The sequence below is a fragment of the Streptomyces sp. NPDC050164 genome (assembly GCF_044459945.1).
Lineage (GTDB): Bacteria > Actinomycetota > Actinomycetes > Streptomycetales > Streptomycetaceae > Streptomyces > Streptomyces coeruleorubidus_A.
The window spans coordinates 326,900-348,169 of record NZ_JBITJK010000001.1 but is presented as its reverse complement, the minus strand read 5'-3'; the positions used below and the strand labels follow the sequence as shown (position 1 = coordinate 348,169).

General features: G+C 70.5%; 19 protein-coding genes and 1 pseudogene. 12 read left to right on the top strand and 8 right to left on the bottom strand.

Translation table 11 applies throughout. From position 1 onward, the window contains the following. Positions 1-34 precede the first annotated feature (34 nt). The 3 genes from ACIBNA_RS01660 to ilvA form a co-directional block, all read right to left on the bottom strand. Positions 35-892 carry an ABC transporter permease gene (locus ACIBNA_RS01660; RefSeq protein WP_274818874.1) on the bottom strand — a complete coding sequence of 286 codons (858 nt, stop codon included), beginning with the start codon at positions 890-892 and terminating at the stop codon, positions 35-37. Further along, complete coding sequence (locus ACIBNA_RS01655) at positions 889-1,866, bottom strand: ATP-binding cassette domain-containing protein (protein WP_399163272.1); 978 nt, start codon at positions 1,864-1,866, stop codon at positions 889-891. Before ACIBNA_RS01655 ends, ACIBNA_RS01660 begins: the two co-directional genes overlap by 4 nt. Positions 1,867-2,013: 147 nt before the next feature. After that, a complete protein-coding gene (gene ilvA / locus ACIBNA_RS01650) occupies positions 2,014-3,243 on the bottom strand; it encodes a threonine ammonia-lyase (protein ID WP_399163271.1) in 1,230 nt (409 codons plus the stop codon). A 163-nt stretch (positions 3,244-3,406) separates the two neighbouring features. Here ilvA and ACIBNA_RS01645 point away from each other — a divergent pair, with 163 nt between their 5' ends. The 3 genes from ACIBNA_RS01645 (at position 3,407) to ACIBNA_RS01635 (ending at position 5,007) form a co-directional block, all read left to right on the top strand. Then, positions 3,407-3,913: a MarR family winged helix-turn-helix transcriptional regulator gene (locus ACIBNA_RS01645; RefSeq protein ID WP_399163490.1), complete on the top strand. Its 507-nt coding sequence runs from the start codon at positions 3,407-3,409 to the stop codon at positions 3,911-3,913. 309 nt (positions 3,914-4,222) lie between these two features. Then, a complete protein-coding gene (locus ACIBNA_RS01640) occupies positions 4,223-4,723 on the top strand; it encodes a sigma factor-like helix-turn-helix DNA-binding protein (protein WP_399163270.1) in 501 nt (166 codons plus the stop codon). After that, on the top strand, positions 4,720-5,007 hold the full coding sequence (locus tag ACIBNA_RS01635) for a hypothetical protein (protein WP_399163269.1): 288 nt from the start codon (positions 4,720-4,722) through the stop codon (positions 5,005-5,007). The genes ACIBNA_RS01640 and ACIBNA_RS01635 overlap by 4 nt, the downstream gene beginning before the upstream one ends. 16 nt (positions 5,008-5,023) lie before the next feature. On the opposite strand, the gene ACIBNA_RS01630 is transcribed toward ACIBNA_RS01635, so the two are convergent. Beyond that, on the bottom strand, positions 5,024-6,178 hold the full coding sequence (locus ACIBNA_RS01630) for a cystathionine gamma-synthase (protein ID WP_274818866.1): 1,155 nt from the start codon (positions 6,176-6,178) through the stop codon (positions 5,024-5,026). 176 nt (positions 6,179-6,354) lie between these two features. Between ACIBNA_RS01630 and ACIBNA_RS01625 the strand changes: the two genes are divergently transcribed. The 8 genes and pseudogenes from ACIBNA_RS01625 to ACIBNA_RS01590 all read left to right on the top strand — a co-directional run bounded on the left by ACIBNA_RS01625 (position 6,355) and on the right by ACIBNA_RS01590 (position 14,227). Further along, positions 6,355-7,476: a hypothetical protein gene (locus ACIBNA_RS01625; protein ID WP_399163268.1), complete on the top strand. Its 1,122-nt coding sequence runs from the start codon at positions 6,355-6,357 to the stop codon at positions 7,474-7,476. A gap of 660 nt (positions 7,477-8,136) precedes the next feature. Then, on the top strand, positions 8,137-8,805 hold the full coding sequence (gene msrA, locus ACIBNA_RS01620; protein WP_399163267.1) for a peptide-methionine (S)-S-oxide reductase MsrA: 669 nt from the start codon (positions 8,137-8,139) through the stop codon (positions 8,803-8,805). Next, the gene (locus ACIBNA_RS01615; protein ID WP_399163266.1) at positions 8,802-9,398 is read left to right on the top strand and encodes a hypothetical protein; all 597 of its coding nucleotides are present in this window, start codon (positions 8,802-8,804) and stop codon (positions 9,396-9,398) included. Before msrA ends, ACIBNA_RS01615 begins: the two co-directional genes overlap by 4 nt. A gap of 74 nt (positions 9,399-9,472) precedes the next feature. Continuing rightward, positions 9,473-10,579, top strand: coding sequence for an AI-2E family transporter (locus tag ACIBNA_RS01610; RefSeq protein ID WP_399163489.1), 1,107 nt, complete (start codon positions 9,473-9,475; stop codon positions 10,577-10,579). 99 nt (positions 10,580-10,678) lie between these two features. Continuing rightward, the gene (locus tag ACIBNA_RS01605) at positions 10,679-11,365 is read left to right on the top strand and encodes a DUF4389 domain-containing protein (RefSeq protein ID WP_399163265.1); all 687 of its coding nucleotides are present in this window, start codon (positions 10,679-10,681) and stop codon (positions 11,363-11,365) included. Between the two features lie 82 nt (positions 11,366-11,447). Next, complete coding sequence (locus ACIBNA_RS01600) at positions 11,448-11,579, top strand: hypothetical protein (RefSeq protein ID WP_399163264.1); 132 nt, start codon at positions 11,448-11,450, stop codon at positions 11,577-11,579. Between the two features lie 578 nt (positions 11,580-12,157). After that, positions 12,158-13,387 carry an IS110 family transposase gene (locus ACIBNA_RS01595; RefSeq protein WP_399163263.1) on the top strand — a complete coding sequence of 410 codons (1,230 nt, stop codon included), beginning with the start codon at positions 12,158-12,160 and terminating at the stop codon, positions 13,385-13,387. A 28-nt stretch (positions 13,388-13,415) separates the two neighbouring features. After that, positions 13,416-14,227, top strand: a pseudogene (locus ACIBNA_RS01590) (DUF5829 family protein). A 3-nt stretch (positions 14,228-14,230) separates the two neighbouring features. On the opposite strand, the gene ACIBNA_RS01585 reads toward ACIBNA_RS01590, so the two are convergent. From ACIBNA_RS01585 to ACIBNA_RS01575, 3 genes are all read right to left on the bottom strand, one after another. Continuing rightward, positions 14,231-14,992: an SDR family oxidoreductase gene (locus ACIBNA_RS01585; RefSeq protein ID WP_399163262.1), complete on the bottom strand. Its 762-nt coding sequence runs from the start codon at positions 14,990-14,992 to the stop codon at positions 14,231-14,233. Between the two features lie 91 nt (positions 14,993-15,083). Further along, positions 15,084-15,467 carry a VOC family protein gene (locus ACIBNA_RS01580; RefSeq protein WP_399163261.1) on the bottom strand — a complete coding sequence of 128 codons (384 nt, stop codon included), beginning with the start codon at positions 15,465-15,467 and terminating at the stop codon, positions 15,084-15,086. Between the two features lie 157 nt (positions 15,468-15,624). Continuing rightward, positions 15,625-16,665: an NAD(P)-dependent alcohol dehydrogenase gene (locus tag ACIBNA_RS01575; RefSeq protein WP_399163260.1), complete on the bottom strand. Its 1,041-nt coding sequence runs from the start codon at positions 16,663-16,665 to the stop codon at positions 15,625-15,627. A gap of 179 nt (positions 16,666-16,844) precedes the next feature. Here ACIBNA_RS01575 and ACIBNA_RS01570 point away from each other — a divergent pair, with 179 nt between their 5' ends. Beyond that, positions 16,845-17,765, top strand: a complete 921-nt coding sequence (locus ACIBNA_RS01570) for a helix-turn-helix domain-containing protein (RefSeq protein ID WP_399163259.1) — start codon at positions 16,845-16,847, stop codon at positions 17,763-17,765. Positions 17,766-17,852: 87 nt separating this feature from the next. Here the strand turns inward: ACIBNA_RS01570 and ACIBNA_RS01565 are convergent, their stop codons facing one another. After that, positions 17,853-21,167, bottom strand: coding sequence for a S8 family peptidase (locus tag ACIBNA_RS01565; RefSeq protein ID WP_399163488.1), 3,315 nt, complete (start codon positions 21,165-21,167; stop codon positions 17,853-17,855). Between the last annotated feature and the right edge of the window lie 103 nt (positions 21,168-21,270).

Here is a 21,270-nt window from a genome sequence, read left to right as displayed (position 1 = left end):
TGCCCCCGGCAGCCTCGCGGCGCCGGGGGCAATGTCATGCCGTCGCGGAGCGGTACTTGCGCACCGCCAGCGTCCGGAAGACGACCAGGATCAGGATCGAGTAGATCAGCGAGGCCCACACGGGGTGCTGCATGGGCCAGGCGTCCGACTGCGACTGGCCCGGGTTGGCGAACAGCACGCGGCAGGCCTGGACCGTGGCGCTGAAGGGGTTCCACTCGGCGATATGGCGCAGCCACGGGGTCATGTGGCTGGTGTCCACGAACGCGTTCGAGATGAACGTGACCGGGAAGAGCCAGATCAGCCCGCTGGAGGTGGCCGCCTCCGGGGTCCGGACGGACATGCCGATCAGGGCGCCGATCCAGGTGAACGCGTAGCCGAGCAGGAGCAGCAGGCCGAAGGCCCCGAGCACCTTGCCGAGGTTGGTGTCGCCGTCCGACCCGACGCGCCAGCCGACCAGGAGGGCGACCACCGCGAGGACGACCAGGGTGAGGGCCGTCTGCACGGAGTCGGCGAGGGTGCGCCCGGTGAGGACAGCGCCGCGTGCCATGGGCAGGGAGCGGAAGCGGTCGATGAGGCCCTTGTGCATGTCGTCGGCGATACCGGCGCCGGAGCTGGCGGTGGCGAACGTGACGGTCTGCGCGAAGATGCCCGCCATCAGGAAGTTCTTGTAGTCGACGGCGCTGGTGCTGCTGCCGATCTGCATGGAGCCGCCGAAAACGTAGGTGAACAGCACCACGAACATGATCGGCTGGATCAGCCCGTAGATGATCATCTCCGGGATCCGGGACATGCGGATCAGGTTGCGTTTCGCGACGACCATCGAGTCGCGGATGGACTGGCTGACCGGGTTCGCGGCCGGCGCGACCCGCACGGTGTCGGTGACGGCGCTCACTTCGCGGCCTCCTCGTCGGTCTCCTCGTTCTTCGCCTCGGCCACGTGTCCCGTCAGTGACAGGAAGACGTCGTCGAGGGTCGGCCGGCGCAGGCCGATGTCGTCGATCTCGATGCCCCGGGTGTCCAGTTCGCGGATGACCTCGGCGAGGAGCTTGGCGCCGCCGGTCACGGGCGCGGTGAGCTTGCGCATGTGCTCCTCGACCGTGGTGTCGCCCTTGCCGAAGCCGGCGAGCACCTCGGCGGCGGCCAGGATGTGCTCGCGCTCGTGCACCACGACCTCGACGCGCTCGCCGCCGGTGCGGGCCTTGAGCTGGTCGGAGGTGCCCTTGGCGATGACCCGGCCGTGGTCGACCACCGCGATGTCGTGCGCCAGGTGGTCGGCCTCTTCCAGGTACTGCGTGGTCAGCAGCAGCGTCGTGCCGCCGGAGACCAGGTGCTTGATGACCTCCCACAGCTGCTGGCGGTTGCGGGGGTCGAGGCCGGTCGTCGGCTCGTCCATGAACATCACGGGCGGCGAGACGACGAGGGCCGCGGCGAGGTCGAGCCGGCGGCGCATGCCCCCGGAGTAGGTCTTGGTGGGACGGTCGGCCGCGTCCGTGAGGTGGAACTGCTCCAGCAGCTCGGCCGCGCGCTCCTTCGCCGCCTTGGCCTTCATCTGGTAGAGCTGGCCGACCATCTGCAGGTTCTCGCGGCCGGTCAGGTACTCGTCGACGGCCGCGAACTGGCCGGACAGGCCGATGGAGCGGCGGACGGCATCGGGCTGTTTGAGCACGTCGATGCCCGCGACGACCGCCCGTCCGCTGTCGGGGCGCAGCAGGGTGGTCAGGCAGCGGACGGTGGTCGTCTTGCCCGCGCCGTTCGGCCCGAGCAGGCCGAGGACCGTGCCCTCGGGCACGTCGAGGTCGACGCCGTCCAAGGCCCTTACGTCACCGAAGGTCTTGACCAGACCTTCGGCATAGATGGCGCCTGGCATATGAGTCTCCACGTCTTCGGGGATCGCCGGACAGGTGAATCACGCTTCGCACGAACACACCATAACGCGATGTATCGCGTCTCACAACGAAGTTTTCCCGTTGTGCTTCATGCGACGAAAGGATCTTGAACCCGGCTCCGGAGGCGGTCAGCCCATGACCGTGTAGCCCGCCTCGCGCAGTGCCTGGCCCACCTCGGCGCAGTGCGCCGGGCCCTTCGTCTCCAGGTGCAGCTCGACCTCCGCCTCCGTGAGCCCGAGCCGCGGGTCGGTTCGTACGTGGCTCACATCGAGGACGTTAGCGTCGACCACTGACAACACGCCCAGGAGTGTGGCCAGAGCGCCGGGCCGGTCCGTCAGCCGCAGCCGGACGGCCAGGTAGCGGCCCTGCGCGGCCATGCCGTGCCGCAGCACCCGCTGCATCAGCACCGGGTCGACGTTGCCGCCGGACAGCACCGCGACGACCGGGCCCTCGAAGGAGCCGGGCCGGCTCAGCAGCGCCGCGACCGGGCTCGCCCCGGCCGGCTCCACGACCAGCTTGGCCCGCTCCAGGCACAGCAGCAGCGCGGCGGACAGCTCGTCCTCGCTGACCGTGCGCACCTCGTCGACCAGATCGCCGATGATCCCGAACGGCACGTCGCCGGGCCGCCCGACCTTGATGCCGTCGGCCATCGTCGCCGGGTTCTCGACCGTGACGGGCCGGCCCGCCGCCAGCGAGGGGGGATAGGCCGCCGCGCCCTCCGCCTGGACACCCACGATCCGCAGATCCGGCCGCAGCGCCTTCACCGCCACCGCGATCCCGGCGGCCAGCCCGCCACCGCCGATGCCGACGACGATCGTGCGTGCCTCCGGGCACTGCTCCAGGATCTCCAGGCCGACCGTGCCCTGGCCCGCGATGATGTCGGGGTGGTCGAAGGGGTGGATGAACACCGCGCCCGTCTCGGCCGCGTACTCCTGCGCGGCGGTCAGCGTCTCGTCGACCACCTGGCCGTGCAGCCGCACCTCGGCCCCGTAGTCACGGGTGGCGCTGACCTTGGGCAGCGGGGCGCCCTTGGGCATGAACACCGTGGAGCGCACGCCGAGCAGCGCGGACGCCAGGGCGACGCCCTGCGCGTGGTTGCCGGCGCTCGCTGCGACGACACCGGCGGCGCGCTGCTCGGGCAGCAGACCCGCGATCCGGACGTAGGCGCCGCGCAGCTTGAACGAGCCGGTCCGCTGGAGGTTCTCGCACTTGAGATGCACCGGCGCGCCGACCAGCTGGGACAGGTGCCTGCTGCCCTCCATCGCGGTCACCCGCGCCACGCCCGAGAGCATCTTCTGGGCGCCGCGCACGTCGTCGAGGGTGACGGGCCGCAAGGAGTCAGCCGTGCTGTAGCTCATGACTCCAGCATCGCAGTTCACGGGCGGGAACGGCCGTTGTGACCAACCTCCGAGACCCGCTTTGCGCAGCGCCGGTACGACCCGCGCCCCGGCCGCGTACCCTGTCCCCCAATCAGCCAGCCCTCCACGAAGTGAGCCCCCGGCCATGCCCACAACACCTGAAATGTCGATGGACATGACGACCGTCGGTGACACCGGTCTTCTCGACACCCTCCAGCACGAGGTGGCGGTGTTCGCCCGCCGTGCCGAACAGACCCGGCTCGGCGGGGTCGGGCAGGTGCGCAACTCCATGGACCGCGCCGCGTACCTGCTGCTCAACCGTCTCGACAAGGAAGGCCCGATGGGCGTCAAGGCGCTCGCCGCGAGCATGGGGATCGACTCCTCGACGGTCACCCGGCAGGTGGCTCCGCTCGTCGACACCGGCCTGGTCAAGCGCACGTCGCACCCCGAGGACGGGCGGGCGGTGGTGCTCCAGCTGTCCCCGCGCGGGCAGGCGCGACTGGAGGAAGTGCGCTCGTCGCGGCGGCAGTTGATGGCCGAGCTGACCGAGGACTGGGAGCCGGCGGAGCGCGAGGCGTTCTGCTCGCTCCTCACGCGCTTCAACAGCGCGCTGTCCGCCCGCATGGCGGCGTCGGGGGTACCGGGGCCGGAGGCGGAGTCGCCGTCCTGAGCGCCGTACGACGCGGCTTGTGAGCGCCGTTCGCTCTCCGGGGGCGCCGTACGACGCGTGCGCGGCACGCGCGCGTGGCGGGTACAGGGGCGAGGCACACGTGGGCAGTGGCCGGCCGGGCCCGGGGGGCACTTGGTCACGGGGCCGCCCGCGCCGGCCGGGTCATCCGCCGTTCCGAGCCGGTGCGCGGCTCTTGACCGCGGGGCCGTCCCTGGCCTGATATGAGACCGGGTCCCCGTCGTGCGCGGCCGTCGCGCCCGTACCCGGCCGGGCCCGCATCCTCAGGGTCGCCGTCCGGCGGGAGGCGCGGTGCGACAACGGCATGCGTCCCAGGCGGCGCGTCGAGCCCGGGAGTTCGAGGCGTTCGTCGCGGGCGCGGCCGGGCGGCTGCTGCACGCCGCGACCCTGCTCACCGCGGAGGCCCCGGACGACAACCCCCGCGCGCGACGCCTGCTGACCCTGTCGCTGGCGCACACGTACGCGTGCTGGGACCGGCTGCGCGGCGAGGATCCGTACGACCGCACGCGGCAGTACCTGGCCACCCGCTTCGCGCGCGGCGCGTGGCACCACCACGGCGGTCTCGGCCGCTCCCGACCGCACCCGGCGAGTCCCCTGGCCCCGCTCACCCCGCAGGAGCGGCTGATCCTGGTGCTCAGGCTCTACGAAGGCGTCGCCGAGGAGCAGACGGCGGCCCTGCTCGGCCTGTCCACGGAGCGCGTACGGGCCATCTGCCACCGGGCGACGACGACCCTGCTGCACCGCTCACGGGGCCAGGCACCGGCAGTGACGGCCGCGAAGGCGGCGTCATGAGACCGCCGGACCAGAGCCCTGTCGGCCGGAGCCCTGTCGGGAACGACCGTGAGGCGGCCGTTCGGCGGCTGCTGGAGCAGGGGTCGTCGCGGTCCGTGCCGGCCGAGATCCAGGCGGAGGCGGTGCGCCGGGGCGGCCGGATGCTGCGGCGCAGGACGGTCGCGCGGCGCCTGCTGTGGCTGCTGATGTTCGCGGCGGCCGTGGGATTCACGGTGTGGGCTCTGACGGCCCGCCCGTGGGTGGAGCCGCCGTCGGACACGACTCCACCCCTCACCGGCTGGTGACCCCGCCGGGGGCGACCTAGCCGAGCGCCTGCTGGAGGTCTTCCAGCAGATCGTCGGCGTTCTCGATGCCGACGGACAGCCGCACCAGGTCGCCGGGCACCTCCAGGAGCGAGCCGGCCGCGGAGGCGTGCGTCATCCGGCCGGGGTGCTCGATCAGCGACTCGACGCCGCCCAGGGACTCGCCCAGCGTGAACACCTTGGCGCGGTTGCAGATCTCGACGGCCGCCTCCTCGCCGCCCGCCACGCGGAAGGAGACCATGCCGCCGAACGACTTCATCTGCTTGGCGGCGACCTCGTGACCGGGGTGCTCCGGCAGGCCCGGGTACAGGACGCTTGTCACGCGCGCGTGCCGGGTGAGCATGTCGGCGACCTTGGCGGCGTTCTCGCTGTGCCGGTCCATGCGCACCGCGAGCGTCTTGGTGCCGCGCAGCACCAGCCAGGAGTCGAAGGGCCCGGCGACCGCGCCCATCGCGTTCTGGTGGAAGGCCAGTTCCTCGCCCAGCTCGGCGTCGCCGGTGATCAGTGCGCCGCCGACGACGTCCGAGTGGCCGCCCATGTACTTGGTCAGCGAGTGCACGACGACGTCCGCTCCGAGCGAGAGCGGCTGCTGGAGGTAGGGCGTGGCGAAGGTGTTGTCGACGACGAGGCGGGCGCCCGCGTCCCGGGTGATCTGAGCGACGGCGGCGATGTCCGTGATGCCGAGGAGCGGGTTGGAGGGGGTCTCCACCCAGACGGCCTTGGTCTTCGGGGTGATGGCGGCCCGTACGGCGGCCGGGTCGCTCGTGTCGGCGACCGACCACTCCACGCCCCAGCGGGCGACGACCTTGGCGAACAGGCGGAACGTGCCGCCGTAGGCGTCGTTGGGGATGACCACGTGGTCGCCGGGGCTGAGCAGCGTGCGCAGCAGGCAGTCCTCGGCCGCCAGCCCGGACGCGAACGCGAGACCGCGGCGGCCGCCCTCCAGGGCGGCGAGGTTCTCCTCCAGCGCGGTCCTGGTCGGGTTGGCGCTGCGGCTGTACTCATAGCCGCCGCGCAGGCCGCCGACGCCGTCCTGCTTGTAGGTCGACACCTGGTAGATCGGCGGGACGACCGCGCCCGTCAGGGGGTCGGCGGTGTTGCCCGCGTGGATCGCGAGCGTCTCGAAGTGCTGACTGATATGCCTGTCGCTCATGGGCACCGAGGGTAGTGCGCCGACGCGCTGAGTGCCGGGGGACGAGGCCACACGGGCCACGGAGCCGGGGTTTCCACAGGGCGACGGGCACGGCGGCGGGTGCCGCTCGGCCGGGTTTTCCACAGGTTCGCGGATCAGGTTGGCCAATTGTCGGCGCGGTCTGGTTCGCTTGTCGCATGGAGATTCTCTGGGTCCTGATCGCACTGGTCATGCTGGGCTTCGTGCTGCTTCCCTTCCTGCGGCGCAGGCGCGGGGGCGCGATCGGGCTGGTCTCGCCGGACCACCCGGACGCCGCGGACCCGGCGAACTACGGCTTCGTCCGCGAGGAGGAGCTGGACATCCGCATGCCCGGCCCCGACCAGGACCTGCTGGACGTCCTGGACGTGGTGCAGCGCACGCAGGACTACCGCGCGGCGCAGCAGCTCCTCGCCGGGACGGAGACGGAGGGCGAGCGGCGCTGGCAGCGCGTGCAGGCCTTCGCGGGCGCTGCCTCGCTGGAGCTCTCCCAGCGGCCCGGCGGGGTGAGCGAGGCGCCGGGCGGGCAGTGGCTGCGGGTGTGGCGGACCGAGGCGCCCAAGGACGCGGGCGGGGCCGCGGTGCACGCCGAGTTCCTGGTGCAGCAGGCGTGGCGGACGGCGACGCCCGGGACGGACGAGTTCCGGATCATCATGGAGGAGGCGAAGGCGGCGTGCGGCGAGGCGGCGCTGCTGGCCCCCGGCGACCCGATCCCGTACATCGTCGAGCTGTCGGTGGCCCGCGGGCTGGGCTACTCCCAGAAGGACTTCGAGCAGGTCTGGCTGAAGATCCTGGACCGCGCCCCGGCCCACATGGGAGCGCACCTGGCCGCGCTGCACTACTGGTGCGAAAAGTGGCACGGCTCGCGTGAGCTGGCGTACGAGTTCGCGGAGGCCGCGGCCGCCCGCGCGCCCAAGGGCTCCCTGCTTGCGGCCATGCCCCTGTTCGCGGTGTTCGAGCACCTCCCCGAGGTGACCCTGGTCAGCAGCTTCTGGCAGACCGAGGTCGTCACGAAGGCGGTCCACGGCGCGCTGCACTCGGTGCACTCGGCCCGCCCCGACGACCCGATGCTGGCGCACGTGCGGCACATGCTGGTCTTCTTCCTGGTCCGCAGCGAGCGCTGGGCGGAGGCCATGAACCAGCTGGTGCACATCGACGGCCACGTCGGCGCCCTGCCCTGGACCCTGTCCGCCGACCCGGCGGCGGAGTTCGCCGTGTACCGGGCACTGGCGGTGGCAGGCTACGAGGCGAACGGCGGCAACCCGGCGAGCCTGCCGCACTGAGACGCGGACTCGGGCGCACGGGGACGCGGGCTGGGGCGCACGGGGACGCGGGCACGGCAGCACCGAGAGTCGGTCCGGTCGCCCGCGACGCGACTCCGGCCGCCGGGATGCCAGCTCGGGTGCACCGAGACGCCGACTCGCGCCGGCCCGACGCCGACTCCGGCCGATCAGACGCCCACTGCGGCAGCCCGGGACGCCGACTCGCGCCGCCCGGACGCCAACTCCTGCCGCCCCGACGCCGACTCGGGCCGCCCGAGACACCGGCCACCACCGCGTGAGGCGCAGGCTCACGCCGCCCGAGACACCGACTCCCGACCGGGCGAAACGCGAGCCTCGGCCGCCCGAGACACCGATTCCCGCCGGGCGAAGCGCTGGCCCGGGCATCCCCGCGACCCTGGCCGGACCTCCCGAAACACCAACCCCGACCACCCGAAACACCGGCCCCCACCGCACAAGGCACGGGCCCCGACCACCCGAAACTCCGGCCCCCACCGCACAAGGCACGAGCTCCGGCCACCCGAAACGCGGGCCCCAACCGCCCGAGACACCGAATTCCGGCCGGGGCCGCCCCGAGGCGCGGCCCCGGCCGGAATTCCCGTCGGCATCCGCACGTTGAACGTGGCGTCGCCCCGCGTGGGTGTCGCGCCGATTGGAGACCGCATGTTCCTGCACAGCCGTACGCCCCAGCTGCCGACCCCCGAGCAGGCGCTGCCCGGCCGCCCGGAGCCGGCGTTCACGGTCCCCGACCGACACACCGTCCTCGGCAACCCGCTGCTCGGCCCGTACCCCGAGGGCCTGGAGAGCGCCGACTTCGGCCTGGGCTGCTTCTGGGGCGCCGAGCGCAAGTTCTGGCAGCTCCCGGCAGGGGTGTGGACGACTCTGGTCGGCTACCAGGGCGGTTACACGGAGAACCCCACGTACGAGGAGGTCTGCTCGGGCCTGACCGGCCACACGGAGGTCGTCCGCGTGGTCTACGACCCGAAGCTGATCTCGTACGAGCGCCTCCTGAAGACGTTCTGGGAGTCCCACGACCCCACGCAGGGCTTCCGCCAGGGCAACGACGCCGGCACGCAGTACCGCTCGGCGATCTACACCCACACCCCCGAGCAGGCGGCCACCGCCAAGTCCTCCCGCGAGTCCTACCAGAAGGTCCTCACCTCTTCCGGCTACGGCGAGATCACCACGGAGATCGTCCCGGCGGAGGGCCGCCCGTTCTACCCGGCGGAGGGCTACCACCAGCAGTACCTGGACAAGAACCCGGCGGGTTACTGCGGCATCGGCGGTACGGGCGTGTCCTGCCCGATCGGCGTGGCGAAGGCCGAGGGGTGAGCGTCGGCGTCACGCCCGAGCTGCTCGCTGCGCTGTGGCGGGAACGACGACCGTCGGGCCCGCCCATCGCGCATACCTTCCGCAGTACGTACGCGGACCACTGGGTGCGTTTCCACAGCCTCCCCGGCTCGAAGCGCTACGCGGAGTCCGAAGACGAGTACGCGATCGTGCTGGAGCGTTACAACACGGTCCTCGACGAACTGTTCACGGGCCAGGAAGTGTTCGTCGTGACCATGGACTGGTCGTACACACCGACCGGTCCGGCCGGCTACCCGACACCACGATCGGAACTGCACCCCCGTGGCCTTCGCTGGTGGACCGAGACGGATGACGACGACCCGGACCCGGAGTTCCGCATCCACACGCGCCTCTACGCCGTTCGGCGCCGGTGGCGACACGGCTGCGTTGACGACCTGCTGCGCGCCGTCGCCGGCGAGGCGCTCGTCGAGGTGTTCATCACCGACACGGGACTTCGACGCATCCACCATCCGTACGACGGCGGCGCCGACGTCATCCTCGCCACGCCCACCGAGCGGGACGAGCTTCGCGACCGGCATGCAGCCTGGCTCTCCAGCCACCCCGCCGGCCTCTGACAAGTTGGAAAACCGCGGAACCACTGGAACTCCTGGTGCGCCGGGGCAATAAGGTGCCTGGCGTGACTGCGCCCTTGAGTTCCACGAAGACCCGTGACGCGCTCCGGATATCGGCACGCGTCTCCGCAGAGCTGTTGCTGGTGTTGGCCATGCTGGCGGTGGCTCTGTGGCTGCTGGGCCGGATGTGGTCGGTTGTCTGGCCGCTCGTCGTCGGGTTGCTGCTGACCACGCTGACCTGGCCCATGGCCCGTTTCCTGCGTCGTCGCGGGTGGCCGCCCGCGCTCGCCGCGTCGGTCGTGACCGTGCTGTTCCTGCTGGTCGCCGTGGGTGTCGTGGCGCTGATCGCCGTGCCGGTGGCGTCCCAGTCAGGTCAGCTGACCGACGGCGTGGTCGAGGGCATCCAGAGGCTGCGCGAGTGGGCCGCCGGGCCGCCGTTGAACATCGGTGACGCCCAGATCAACAAGGCGTTCGACACCGCGGTCGCCCGCGCGCAGGAGGGCCTCGGCAGCATGGTCGGCGCTGTCGTCACAGGCGTGAGCACCGTGGTGAACGGCTTGGTCACCACCGTCCTCGCCCTCTTCCTGATGTTCTTCTTCCTCAAGGACGGCCCGCGGTTCCTGCCGTGGCTCTCCCGTCAGCTGCCCGGCCGGCTCGCCACCGACCTCCCGACCGTGTTCGAGCGCGGCTGGAACACGCTGGGTTCCTTCGTACGGTCCCAGGCGGCCGTCGGCCTGCTCGACGCCGTGCTGATCGGACTGGGCCTGTGGATCCTGGGCGTACCGCTGGTGCTCCCGCTGGCGGTGCTGACCTTCGTCTCCGCGTTCGTGCCGATCATCGGCGCCCTGTTCGCCGGTTTCGTCGCGGTCCTGATCGCGCTCGTCTCCAACGGCCTGACGGACGCGCTGATCGTGCTGGCCATCATCGTCGTGGTGCAGCAGCTCGAGGGCAACGTGTTCCAGCCCATGATCCAGAGCCGTGGGCTCGGCCTGCACGCGGCCGTGGTGCTGCTGGCGGTGACGCTGGGCGGCAGTCTGGCCGGCATCGTGGGCAGTCTGCTGGCCGTCCCCGTCGCCGCGCTGATCGCGGTGGTCTGGAACTACGTGCGCGAACAGCTCGGCGATCCGCCGCAGGAACCGGACGACACCGACGAGCCGGACAGCGCCGCCCCCGTCCCGTCGTAACGGTCGCGGACGCGAAACGGCCCCGGACGCGAACGGCCCAGCCCAGCTCGCGGGGCTCCTCCTCGCCTGCGAGTCTGCAGGCGAAGGGAGTTCAGCCTCATGATTCCTGTCACCGCGTCGCCCGTACGTCTGGAGGCGTCCGTCGACGCCCGGTTGTCCCGATGGCTGTGGCTGGTGAAGTGGCTGCTCGCCCTCCCGCACTACATCGTGTTGTGCTTCCTGTGGATCGCGTTCGTCCTCGTGAGCGTCGTCGCGTTCTTCGCCATCCTGTTCACCGCCCGCTACCCCCGGTCCCTCTTCGACTTCAACGTCGGCGTGCTGCGGTGGAACTGGCGGGTCAGCTACTACGCCCACACGGCGCTCGGCACCGACCGATACCCGCCGTTCACCCTCTCCGATGTGCCCGACTATCCGGCCCGCTTCGACGTCGCCTATCCCGAGCGGCTCTCGCGCGGACTGGTGCTGGTGAAGTGGTGGCTGCTGGCCATCCCGCAGTACATCGTCGTCGCGATGTTCGTGGGCGGTGGCTGGGGCTGGAGCTGGGGCGACAGGGACGGCTGGCGGGGCAGTGGGCTGGTGCCGTTCCTCTCGCTGGTCGCGGTGGTCGTCCTGCTGTTCACCGCCCGCTATCCGCGGCACCTCTTCGACTTCCTGCTCGGCCTCGCCCGCTGGTGCGCCCGGGTGACCGCGTACGCCGCCCTGATGACCGACCAGTACCCGCCGTTCCGCCTCGACTTGGGCGGACAGGAGCCCCCTCATCAAGGGCCACTGACCAAGAGCCCCTGACCAAGAGCCCCTTGCCCAAGGGCCTTTGACAAAGGCCCTAATCCCCAGCGGAAGCGATTCCTCCCGCTCTACGCTCCTGCGCATGACGGTCAGACGAGCATTACAGGTGATCATGGTCGTCGCCCTGGCCCTCGCGGGGGCGGTCCAGGGCGGGGTGAGCTCCGCGCGGGCCGGGGACGGCGGGCGGCAGCTCCTGTTCTACAACCACGCCTAATCCCCATGTAAGGACGGGCCGGGGCAGTGCAGGAACCCCCGGACGTTTCGAACAGCAGGGCCGTCATGCCCGACCGCATCCGGACATACGGTGTCTCGCCACAGAGCGGCAGACAGTCCTGCGGCTTGTGGCGACGGCCGGGCCGGTGCCGAGCGAATGCCTGAATCACGCCGGGCGTTGACGCCTCGCTGTAGACCGCGCGGCGCTCGGCACCTGCCCGGCCGTCACCGCTGCCAGCGCAGGGCGATTGTTGATGATCGTCGGTCTTGGACGTATGTCTCCCATGCACCTGGTCGTAAGACCTCCCCACAGAGCGGCAGCGTCCAGGGCCGTCGAGCGTCAACACTCGCCCCTTGATCACTCGTTGGTGTTGGTGGTGCGAGCCCGCTGCATGGTGACCTCTTGCGAAGCCCGAGCCGTCTGAGCTCCTGGATAGACCGAGGCCCGTGGGGTGAGCTGGTGCCACGAACGGCTACTGAGGTGGCGGACCGGCCCTCGTGCCGAGTCCTGGGATTAGGTCGCCGCGTGGTTCCGCATGAGCTCGTGACCTGCACAAACTGAACCATGGGGAGGCCATTTTGATCTACTGCGGCATCGACTGGGCGGAGCGGACACACGACGTCGCCCTGGTCGACGACAGCGGCCAGTTACTGGCCAAGCGGCACATCACCGACGACGCCGCGGGCTACAAGATCCTGCTGGACCTGCTGGTCGAGTTCGGCGACAGCGAGGAGAACCCGATCCCGGTCGCGATCGAGACCTCGCGGGGCCTGATCGTGGCGGTGCTGCGGGCCGGCAAGCGGCAGGTGTTCGCGATCAACCCGATGGCCGCCGCCCGCTACCGTGACCGGCACTCGGTCTCGCGCAAGAAGTCCGACGCCGGCGACGCCCTGGTGCTCGCGAACATCCTGCGCACCGATATGCACGCCCACCGGCCCCTGCCCAACGACAGCGACTTGGGCCGCGCGATCGCTGTCCTCGCCCGTGCTCAGCAGGACTCGCTCTGGAACCGCCAGCAGTTGTCCAACCAGCTCCGTTCGCTGTTGCGGGAGTACTACCCGGCGGCCCTGGCGGCCTTCGAGCCCTGGCGCAACGGTCTGTGCCGGCCGGAGGCCCGGGAGCTTCTGAAGGCGGCCCCGACGCCGACCCGGACCGCCAGGTTGACCCGCACGCAGCTGGAGGCCGCACTCAAGCGAGCGGGCCGCAAGCGCGGCATCACGGCCGAAGCTGAGCGGCTTCGTGGCGTCTTCCGTGACGACTACGCTCACCAGCCGCCGTTGGTCGAGAACGCGCTGGGCAAGCAAATGCTCGCGCTCTTGGTCCAGTTGGAGGCCGCCTGCACCGCCGCCGACGACCTCACCGAGGCGGTCGAAGAGGCTTTCCCTCAGCACCCGGACGCTGAGATCATCCTCAGCTTCCCCGGCCTCGGCGTCCAGCTCGGCGCCCGGGTGCTCGCCGAAATCGGAGACGACCGCAGCCGCTTCGCGGACGCACGTGGCCTGAAGGCATACGCCGGTGCATCGCCTATCACCAGGGCCTCCGGCAAGAAGTCGAGCATCACGCGCAGGTGGGTGAAAAACGACCGCCTCAACCACGCCGGCTACCTCTGGGCCTTCTCCTCCATCACAGCCTCGCCCGGCGCCAAGGCCCACTACCGGCGCCGCCGCGACGACCACGGAGACTGGCACGCCGCCGCCCAGCGCAACCTCTTCAACCGCATGCTCGGACAGCTCTACTACTGTCTCCAGCACCACACGCTGTTCGACGAACAAACGGCCTTTCCGACCGCTCTCGCCGCAGCTGCTTGACACCTTGAGCGCCTGAGGTGTCTACGGCGTGCTCGACCGGGAGACCGCCGACGCCATCGAGCACTCCGCCTTTCTGAGGGACTTCGCCAACTTCCAGGTGCGCACCACGACCGGTTCCGGCGGGCAGACCTGGACCGGCCGCTATCTGATGGGCCGCGAGACCTACATCGAGCTGTTCGGGACCGGCGACCTCCCCGGCAAGGACGGCACCCTCGGCGCCGGCGGCATGGGCGTCTCGACCGAGCGGGAGGGCGACCTGGCGAGGGTGATCACGCGGCTGCGGGAGCTGGGGATCAGCGCGACCCCGTCGAGTTCCGGCAGACCCGCGACTTCGGCGACGGCGTCCCGGTGCCCTGGTTTGACGCCGTCTTCACCACCGACCAGTACGACCTCTTCGGCGCCTGGGGCATGGAGTACCGGCCGGAGTACTTCGCCGACCCGCGCGGCAACACCGAGCCCGCCGCACACCCGGGTGACGTGGGAAGGGAGCGCTACCTGTCCGACGCCTACCGCGACCATCTGATGCGGGACGTGACCGGCATCCGGCTCGCGGTGACCGCCCGGGACCTCGCAGGCACGCTGCCGCTGCTGAAGGCCGGCGGGTTCGCCGTGCGGTCCCTGCCCGGCGGGGGCGCCGTCGCACAGGGCGGCGGCACCACACTGCGGTTCGACGCCGTGCCCCTCGACCAGGTGGGACTGCGGCAGGTCGAGATGTCGCTGAACAGGCCGGTGTCGCACCGGCACGAGGAGCGGATCGGCCACTCGGCCCTCGTCGTCGGCCCGGGGTCCCGTGCCGTGTGGACCTTCGGCGAGCAGGGCCAGCCGAGTCGCTCCGGGTGACGCTCAGCCCAGCCTCTCCTGAAGGAACTCCTCCCAGGTCCGCTTCCCTTCCTCCGCCCCCGCCAGCGTCAGGTTCGCCCCCGCCCGGTACGCCCGCCCCGCCTTCCCGGGAATCCGCACCGGCAGCATCGGTCGGCGCCGGCCCCGCAGGCCGAGGTAGGGGCGGGCCAGGGCGGCGAGGTCGTAGAGGTGCGGGCCGGTCAGGTCCGGGACGAGGCCGGACGGGGCGCCGAGGGTCAGTTCCGCGAGGCGGGCGGCGACCTCCCGGGAGTCCACCGGCTGGAGCCGGAGGCCACCGGGTACCGGGAAGACCGGCAGCTTCGCCATCTTCTCGACCATGGTCAACGCCAGGTCGTGGAACTGGGCCGCGCGCAGGGTCGTCCACGGGATGCCGGATTCGGCGACGGCCCGCTCCGACTCCAGCTTCGTCCGCATCCAGGCCAGTGGGACCCGGTCCGCGCCGATGACCGAGATGTAGAGCAGGTGCCGTACGCCGGCCCGGGAGGCGGCGCGCACCAGGGTGCGGGTCGCCTCGTCGTCGCCCTTGGGGCCGCCCGCCAGATGCAGCACGGTCTCCACGCCGTCGACGGCGGCCTCGACGCCCTCGCCCTTCAGCAGGTCACCGGTGACGTACTCGACACCGTCCGTGGCGGGACGGGCGTGCCGGGTGAGGACCCGCACCTCGTGGCCGGACGCGCGCAGCAGCGGCAGGACGTGGCCGCCCAGAGTGCCCGTGCCGCCGATGACCAGGATCGGTGATGTCATGGCTGCTCCCCAGCTCTTCGTCTTCTGATGTCGCCTTCGCCGGTATGACGAGAGGCGGCGCGAAGATGTGACGAGCCGGGGATGCGAGGACTCAGCCGCCGCTGCCGTACGGCCGTGTGATGATCTCCAGGCGATGGCCGTCGGGGTCGTCGAAGTACGCGCCGCGGCCGCCGTCGTGGTGGTTGATCTCGCCGGGACGGCTGTGGAACGGATCCGCCCAGTACGTCAGACCGGCCTGCCGGATCCGGGCGAAGATCTGGTCGAACTCGTCCTCCGAGACGAGGAAGGCGTAGTGCTGCGGCGTGATGGCGCCGGGACTGTCCATGTAGTCGAGCGTCACGCCGTTGGGGATCTCGACCGGGAGGAACGGGCCGTAGGGCGGGCTCACGTCCAGCCCCAGGATGTCGGCGAGGAACCGGGCCGAGACGCGCTTGTCGTGCGCGGCGACGATGGTGTGGTTCAGCTGCACGGTCATGGTGGGCCTCCCCTGACGTACCTGACGAACGACGTACCTGGCGCCCCCTGGTGCACTCCCCCGTGTACCCCGCGGCCACCTCCTCGTGCATCACGAACGCCCTGGGGGCCCCGGCAGCGCGCCGGGGCCCTCAGGGCGGATGCGAAACCGTCCGGTCTCAGATGGTCGCCGTGTCGATCACGAACCGGTAGCGCACGTCGCTGGCGACCACCCGCTCGTACGCCTCGTTGATCTCGTCACCGCGGATCAGCTCGATCTCGGAGCCGAGGCCGTGCTCGGCGCAGAAGTCCAGCATCTCCTGGGTCTCCGCGATGCCGCCGATCATGGAACCGGCGAGGGTCTTGCCGCCGCCGATCACCGAGAAGAGGTTGAGGGCGATGGGCTCCTCGGGGGCGCCCACGTTCGCCAGCGTGCCCTCGGTCTTCAGCAGCGAGAGGTAGGCGCCGAAGTCCAGCGGCGCCGAGACCGTGGAGACGATCAGGTCGAAGGTGCCGGCCAGCTCCTCGAAGGTCTTCGGGTCGCTGGTGGCGTAGTAGTGGTCCGCGCCCAGCTTCAGGCCGTCCTCCTGCTTGCGCAGGGACTGCGACAGCACGGTCACCTCGGCGCCCAGTGCGTGCGCGATCTTCACGCCCATGTGGCCGAGGCCGCCCAGGCCGACGATCGCGACCTTCTTGCCGGGACCGGCGCCGAAGCGCTTGAGCGGGGAGTAGAGGGTGATACCGGCGCACAGCAGCGGCGCGGCGACGTCGAGGGAGAGGCCGCCGGGGATGCGGACGACGAAGTTCTCGTCGACGACGACCTTCTGCGAGTAGCCGCCGTAGGTGGGCTCGCCGTCCTTGCCTATGCCGTTGTACGTCGGGACGTTGCCCTTGAGGCAGTACTGCTCACGTCCGGCCTTGCAGTTCTCGCACTCGCGGCAGGAGTCGACCATGCAGCCGACGCCCACGCGGTCGCCGACGGCGAACTTCGTCACGCCCGGACCGACCTCGGAGACGACACCGGCGATCTCGTGGCCGGGGACCATCGGGAAGATGCCCTCGCCCCAGCCCTCGCGGGCCTGGTGGATGTCGGAGTGGCAGATACCGGCGAACTTGATGTCGATCAGGACGTCGAACTCGCCGACATCGCGGCGCTCGATGGTGGTGCGCTCCAGGGGAGCCTTGGGCGCGGGGGCGGCGTACGCAGCAACAGTGGTCATGCCGGGGGTTCTCCTAGCAGGGTTCCGTGCCCGGCTGCCTTCTGATGTTCTGACCGGGCACGATCACCACCGTGCCAAACCCGCGCGTGTTTACCCAGACCACGCTTTTGCGTACGCACAGCGTGCGTACCACTGGCGGGGTCAGGCTCGTGTGCGTACGACCGTGAATACTGGAGGGCATGGACGAACAGCCCGAACCCGTACAGGAGCCCGCACCTCAGACCGGCGGGGGCCTGGACCGGCGTGCCGAGCTCAGTGAGTTCCTGCGCACCCGGCGTGCCCGGCTGAAGCCGGAGGACGTGGGGCTGCCCGCCTTCGGGCGGCGGCGGGTGCCGGGGCTGCGCCGTGAGGAGCTGGCTCAGCTGGCCGGGGTGTCCGTGGCGTACTACACACGGCTGGAGCAGGGCAACGGGCGCAACGTCTCGGCGGAGGTGCTGGACGCGATCGCGCGCGCCCTGCGGCTGACCGGCGCCGAGCACGCCCACCTGATGCACCTGGCGAAGCCGAAGCAGCACAAGAAGAAGCAGACGGCGCGGGCCCAGCAGGTACGGCCGGCGTTGCGGCATCTGCTGGACTCGATCGACACCGTCCCGGCGTACGTCGTCGGGCGCCGCTCGGACATCCTGGCCTGGAACCGGATGGCCGCGGCCCTCTTCGGCGACTGGGGGGAGCTGCCGGCGGCGGAGCGCAACTGGGCGCGGCTGGTGTTCCTCAGGCCCGACTACCGCGAGCTGTTCGTCGAGTGGGACCAGAAGGCGTCCGACATCGTCGGCTATCTGCGCATGGACGCGGGCTGCCATCCGGACGACCCGCGGCTTTCCGCCCTGGTGGGCGAGCTCTCCGTGAAGAGCGAGGAGTTCCGCCGACTGTGGGCCGCGCACGACGTCAAGGAGAAGAGCTACGGCGTCAAGCGGATGCGGCACCCGCTGGTGGGTGACCTGACCCTGTCCTTCGAGACGTTCCGCCTGGTCGACGACGCCGAGCAGTCCCTGCTCACGTACCACGCGGAACCGGGCTCCCCGTCGGCGGAGGCGCTGCGGCTACTGGCGAGCTGGGGCGCGGACGCGACCCGGGCGGGGGCCGGTACTCCGGCTCAGTGAACGCGAGTGGCCCGCCGGAAGCCGAGGCTTCCGACGGGCCGCTCGCTGACGAGTCCTACAGCTCACCCTGCGGGCGAGCCCTGCGGCTCACTTGCCGTAGTACGCGTTGTAGATCGAGACCGTCGACTTGTTGCCCTTCTTGTCGGCGATCTTGGCGTGGAAGGAGATGGCCTTCCCCTTCGCCGGGTTCTTGAAGCTGACCTTGCCCTTCTTGACGGTGAGCTTCTTCCAGGTCTTGCCGTAGTCGTACGACACATACACCGACAGCGACTTCAGGTTGCTGCCCTTGGCCGCGCCCTCGACGGTGACCGGGATGCTGACCGTCTTGCCGGCCGGGACCTTGCTGTCCAGCCCCGTGACCGCGTTGAAGCGGGCCGTGGAGGCGGGCAGCATCTTGATGCCGGAGGTCTTCTTGGAGCGGAACGTCCAGCTGGCGTCGATGCGGGTGGAGGCCGCCGCGACCTTGACGCTGCGCTTGACCGACGTCGTCAGCTTGTACTCGGCGTCACCGGCCGGGACCTTGAACTGCTTCTCGCCGAACAGCGGGTCGTCGTTGCTGCCGACCTTCTTGCCGTTGCGGTACAGGGTCGTGTTGACCGAGGAGAACTTCGAGTAGCCCGCGTTGCCCTTGCCGTCCGCGAACAGCGGCAGGGAGCCGAAGAGCTGGTTGCCCTCACGGAAGATGCCGAAATCGCTGTTGATACGCGGTCCGAAGACGGCAGTGTTGACGGTCTTCGAGTAGGTCTTGCCGGCGGCGAACTTCTGCGTGCCCAGCGTGTAGCCGGCCTCGTCGACCGGGAAGCCGTCCGCGTCGACACCGCCGTACTGGGAGAAGTCGAGCTGCCACTGCACGCCGCCCGTGGCGGACAGGTGCAGCGTCCGCGTGCCGGGCAGGGACTGCTCGATGCCGATCGAGGAGGCGCCGCTGCTCCACGGCAGCCAGCCCACGGCGCTGAGCGAGCCCTTCTTGCCCTTCGCCGCGGCGCCGAGGCCCGCCTTCACCGTGGCGAGCTCGCTCGCCTTGTAGTGCTTGGTGTAGCCGGTGGCGAGCTGCTTGACCTTGCCGCCGCCGGTGACGTCGTACTGCTCCTTGTCACCCTTGGTCCAGTGGCCGTCCCACTGCTGGGTCACCGAACCGTCGGTGATCTGCGGGCCGACGTGCGCGGTGCGGATGTCGGCGTACGAGTCGAGCATCCAGCCGAAGCCGTAGCTGGAGTCCTTCGTCTCCACCGTGTAGTCGGCATAGGCGAACTCCGACTTGGCGGCCTTGTCCGGCACGGTGATGTTGACCGGCTTGGCCTTGCGGGCGTCCAGCGTGACCGTCGTCTTCTTGGTGACGTTCAGCTTGGGCTGGGCCAGCCAGTCGGCGCCCTGGAACTTCTCCGGGTCGTCGCCCATGTAGACGTTCGTGTTGAGGACGTAACCGCCCTTGGGCACACGGGTGGTGACGGTGCCGTCCTCGTCGTACGGCATGAAGAACTTGCCCTTGCCCAGGCCCGAGACGGCGGCCAGGTCGGCGCTGTAGTTCTTGGTGGGCTTGCCGTCACGGCCGACGAACTTCAGCGTGACGTCGTACGACTCGACCTCGCGCTGCACCGCGGCGGCCGTGCGGACGGTCTGGCCGCCGCCCGTCGCCGTCACGTACGACGAGTAGGCGCCGTCGACCGTGCCGCCGAGCTTGGTGTTCACGGTGAACGGGACGGAGGCCTTGCCGCCGGCCGGGACGGTCACCGAGGTGGCGCCGAGCTTGAAGAAGCCGGCCGGGGCGGCCTGGCCCTTCGGGTTGGTGGCGGTCGACGTCAGCTTCAGCGTGACGTCCTTGGTACCGAGGTTGCGGTACGTCAGTTCCTTGGTGACCGGCTTGTCGTCGGTGTGCGGCCACTGCTGGACGCCGAAGCTCACCGACGACGGGTCGGCGATCACGGACCGCTTGATGGCCTTGTCGACCTGGATACGGCCCGAACCCTGCTGGAACGGCGTGTACTTGCCGCCCTTCGTGGAACCGGTGAGGGCGCCCTTCAGCTCGGCGTACTTCCACGCCGGGTGCTGCTGCTTCAGCAGGGCCGCGGCGCCCGCGACGTGCGGGGTCGCCATCGACGTACCGGAGATCGTCATGTAGCCGGCCGGCTTCTCACCGACCTCGTCGGCTATCAGGTTGCCCTTGGCGGAGGCCGCGGTGATGTCCACGCCGGGCGCGGTCACGTCGGGCTTGAGGGCGCCGTCCATGCCGGGGCCACGGCTGGAGAAGTCGGCCAGCACGTCCTTGTCGTCGACCGCGCCGACGGTCAGGGCCGCGGCGGCGCTGCCCGGGGAGCCGATGGTCTGCTCGCCGAAGTTGCCCTCGTTGCCGGCCGCGATGGCGAACAGGATGCCCTTTTCCTCGGACAGCTTGTTCACCGCCGCTTCCAGCGGGTCGATCGCGGGCGTGTCGCCGCCGCCCAGGCTCATGTTGACGACGTCGGCGCCCTCGGCGGCGGCCCACTCCATGCCGGCGAGGATCTCGGAGTCGCTGCCGAACCCGCCGTCGTCGAGCACCTTGCCGTTGAGGATCTTCGCGCCGGGCGCGACACCCTTGTACTTGCCGCCGGACTTCGCGCCGGTACCGGCCGCGATGGAGGCGACGTGCGTGCCGTGGCCGACCTTGTCGGTCGTGCCGGGCGAGGTGGTGAAGTTCTTGGCACCGATCACCTGGCCCTTGAGGTCGGCGTGGGTGGCGTCGACACCGGTGTCCAGGACGGCGATCTTCACGCCCTTGCCGTCGTAGCCGGCCGCCCATGCCTTGGGGGCGCCGATCTGCGGGACGGACTTGTCGAGGCTGGCCTTGCGGACACCGTCGAGCCAGACGTGCGCGATGCCGGAGGCGGTCTTGTCGCCGTTGGTGACCGCGTTCCACAGCTCGGGCGCGTCCTCCTGCGGCGTCTGAACGGCGTCCGCGTTCACGGTCTTCAGAGAGTGGCTCAGCCGGCCCGCGTCGCGTACGTCGGCCTTGGTGGCCGCGGCGCTGCCCTGGTAGCCGACGATGACCTTCAGGCCCTTCTTCTGGGCCTTGCGGGTCGCGGACTTGTTGAGCTCGGTGACGTCGAAGAGCCGCTGGTCGAGCTTGCCGGTGGCGACCAGGCGGGCCGCGTCGGCCGGGATCACGAGCGTGTGTCCGTCGAGCTTGCGGACCTGGACGGGAATGTCCTCGCGTCCCTTGGCCCGCTCCAGGCCGATGACACGGCCCTTGGCGTCCAGGACGACCCGGTCACCGGTGATCAGCGTGATGCGGTGCTTGGCGGTGACCGACGCCTGCTTCGCGGCTGCGGTCGTCTGCTCGCCGTTCGCCGACGCCGGGCTGGTCATACCCGCCGCCAGGGCCACGGCTGCCGCTGTGGCGACCGTGGCCGCGCACGCTCTTTTCACTTGTCTGCGCAAGTTTCCCCCTTGCAGAAGTACCGGGTGAATTCCCCGTTCACCCGGCCGGGGGTGGTCTCGTACGCATGGGCGTACACCCCCCGGAACACGC